This is a genomic window from Halorubrum sp. AJ67 (assembly GCF_000513435.1).
In genome coordinates this window covers 396,444-399,775 of record NZ_CBVY010000002.1, presented here as the reverse complement: position 1 = coordinate 399,775, position 3,332 = coordinate 396,444, and the positions used below count along the sequence as shown (strand labels likewise).

General features: G+C 68.5%; 3 protein-coding genes. All 3 read left to right on the top strand.

The window, feature by feature from the left end; all coding sequences use genetic code 11:
• The coding region (locus BN903_RS03640; RefSeq protein ID WP_048076410.1) for an ABC transporter permease at positions 1-938 on the top strand (938 nt) is incomplete at its 5' end.
• The gene (locus BN903_RS03635; protein WP_079890565.1) at positions 935-2,323 is read left to right on the top strand and encodes an ABC transporter ATP-binding protein; all 1,389 of its coding nucleotides are present in this window, start codon (positions 935-937) and stop codon (positions 2,321-2,323) included. The genes BN903_RS03640 and BN903_RS03635, both read left to right, overlap by 4 nt.
• Positions 2,320-3,332: ABC transporter ATP-binding protein (locus BN903_RS03630; RefSeq protein WP_052334910.1), on the top strand; the 1,013-nt coding region annotated here is incomplete at its 3' end. The genes BN903_RS03635 and BN903_RS03630, both read left to right, overlap by 4 nt.

Genomic DNA, 3,332 nt, shown 5'->3' with positions numbered 1-3,332 from the left:
TTTTCGCCCCGTCGCTCGGAACGACACCCGCCGAGCAGAACCTCTACTCCCCGTTCTCACACACGATTCAGTACTATGACGCCGACGTCGGCGGGGTCGCGGAGACGCTCGTCGGCAACGCCAACGCCCAGACCCGGTCAGTCGGGTACCCGATGGAGAACGTGGGCCCGGGCAGCTACGACCAGTTCGACCGGTTCCACCCCTTCGGTACGCTCACGGACGGGAAAGACCTGCTCACGTTCCTCGTCCACGGGGCCCGGGTGTCGCTCGTCGTTGGGCTGTTGAGCGTCGGAACGAGCACCGTCATCGCGGCCGCGTTCGCGCTGATCTCGGCGTACTACCGCGGCGTCGCCGACCTGCTGTTGGTGGTGACGAGCGACACGGTGATGGGGGTGCCGCGGCTCCTCCTGTTGATCCTTCTGACGGTGTTGCTGGCGGACACCTCCCTCGCGGGGGCGTACAACGGTGGCGTGTTACTGGCGCTCATCTTGGCCGCGACGGGGTGGCCGTTCCTCTGGCGTGCGTTCCGCGGGCCGGCGCTCCAGGTCTCGGAGAAGGACTGGGTCGACGCCGCCCGCAACTACGGCCAGTCGCCGACCGGGATCATGCGGTATCACATGCTGCCGTACCTCGTCGGCTACCTGCTGATCTACAGTTCGCTCGTCCTCGGCGGCGTCATCCTCGCGATCGCCGGCCTGTCGTTCCTCGGCCTCGGCATCACTCCGCCGACGCCCGAGTGGGGCCGAGCGGTCGACATGGGTCGGGAGTACGTCGCGACCGAGTCGTGGCACATCTCGCTCATCCCCGGCGCGATGGTGACGCTCGTCGTCATCGGATTTAATGCCGTCGGGGATGCCCTTCGGGACGCCGTTGATCCCCAAAGCGACACCGGCGCGACCGACGCGAGCGAGACCGAGTCTCGGGGTGGTGGCGTGTGACTGACGGGCCGATCCTCTCCGTTGAGGCGTTACGGACGACGTTCCACACCGATCGCGAGACCGTCCGCGCCGTTGACGGCGTCGACTTCGACGTGTCGCCCGGTCGGACGCTCGGAATCGTGGGGGAGAGCGGGTCCGGCAAGAGCGTCACGGCGCGCACGATCCTCGGTCTCGTCGACGATCCGGGCCGCGTCGATCCGGACGGATCCGTCCGGTATCACGACCCCGAGTTCGTCCGTCGGACGGCCGCGTCCCACCCCGATCGGGTCCGCTGGCTCGACGCCGAGAGCGACGAGACCGGTTCGCGGTCCGAGGCGGACTCGCGGTCTGGGACCGGCTCGGCCTCCGAGTCGGCACCGGACGAGGGGGTAGATGACCGCTTCGTGACCGTGACTGACGGCCACCCGGACGAAGGGGCAGGCGGGATCGAGGCGGGGTGGGTCGACCTGGTCGCCGCACCGCAGGCCGTCACCGAGGAGGCCCGGGGCAGCGAGATCGCCATGGTGTTTCAAGACGCCGCCAGCAGCCTCAACCCGGTGTACACCGTCGGCAACCAGATCCGGGAGCTGCTCCGCATTCACCGCGGACTCGACGGCGAGGAAGCGAGGCGGACCGCGGCGACTCTCTTGGAAGACGTCGGCATTCCCGACCCCGAGCGCCGCCTCGACGAGTACCCACACCAGTTCTCGGGCGGGATGCAACAGCGGGCGGCGATAGCGCTCGCGCTCGCCTGCGACCCGGCGGTGCTGCTCTGTGATGAGCCCACCACCGGACTCGACGTCACGATCCAGGCGCAGATCCTCGACCTGCTCGAACGGCTCCAGCGGGAACGCGAACTCGCCGTCGTGTTCATCACCCACGACATGGGGGTCATCTCCCGGATCGCCGACACCGTCGCCGTCATGTACGCCGGCGAGATCGTCGAGCGGGCGTCGGCGGAGCGGCTGTTCGGCGAGCCGCGTCACCCCTACACCGAGGGACTACTGGAGAGCATCCCGGGGCTGGTGGCCGATATCGACCTCCTCCCGACGATCGACGGCAGCGTCCCGACGCCCAACGAGCCGGCCACGAGCTGCCGGTTCGCTCCCCGCTGCCCGGAGGCGATGCCCGAGTGTGAGACGGTCCACCCTCGTCACGTCCCAGTCGGCGACGACGCGACCTCGCCGCGCGACGAGACGGGCGACGCGGCCTCGGCGGACCGACACACGGCCGCCTGCCTCCTCTATCCCGAGTCCCTCTCGCGTCGAGCCCGATTGGCGGCCCACGAGGCGGCTGACGCGTCACGCGCGGGCGACTCCGGCGACTTGGGCGAATCGGAGGACTCGGACGCCCCGCACGTACCGCTGGACCGATCTCCCGGTAAAGATGACGAGGACCAGCCATGAGCAACGCACACGCCCCCACATCGGACGAGGAGCCGCTCGTCAGCGTCGACGGGCTACGGACGTACTACGAGAGCGACCGCTTGGTCGGCGGCCAGCCGCTCAAGGCGGTCGACGGCGTCTCCTTCGACATCGGCCGCGGTGAGACCATCGGTATCGTCGGCGAGTCCGGGTGCGGGAAGACGACGCTCGGCCGGAGCATCCTCCAGCTGGAGGACGTCGACGCGGGGCGAGTTCGGTTCGACGGCCGCGACGTGACCGACTTCGGCCGTCGGGAACTGAAGGCGTGGCGGCAGGACGCACAGATGGTGTACCAGAACCCGAACACGGCGGTCAACGAACGCATGACCGTCGGTCGAATCGTCCGCGAGCCGCTCGACGTCCACGACTGGGGGACTGAGGCCGAGCGGCGAGACCGCGTCATGGAGCTCCTCGAAAAGGTCGGCCTCGACGAGGAGCACTACTACAGGTACCCTCACCAGTTCTCCGGCGGACAGCGTCAGCGGATCGGCATCGCCAGAGCGTTGGCCCCCGAACCGGAGTTCATCGTCCTCGACGAACCGGTCTCGGCGCTCGACGTCTCCGTTCAGGCGAAGATCCTCAACCTCCTCACCGAGCTACAGCGGGAACTGGATCTCACGTACATGCTCATCGCGCACGACCTGAGCGTGGTCCGCCACGTCTGTGACCGCGTCGGTGTCATGTACCTCGGGAAGCTGATGGAACTGAGTCCCACTGAGGAACTGTTCCGGTCTCCGTCGAATCCCTACACGCGCGCGCTGCTGTCGGCGATACCACACCCGGACCCGGAGCTAACGCAGGAGCGTATCACGCTTCGCGGGTCCCCGCCGAGTCCCCGGGACCCGCCGTCGGGCTGCGTCTTCTCGACCCGGTGTCCGTTCAAGATCAGACCGCCGGAACACGAGTCGGTGACTGACGAGGCGTGGGCGCGCGTCGAGGAGTTCCGCGCGGTGCTCCGCGAGCGCGACCGCGACGCCGACGGCCTCGTCGA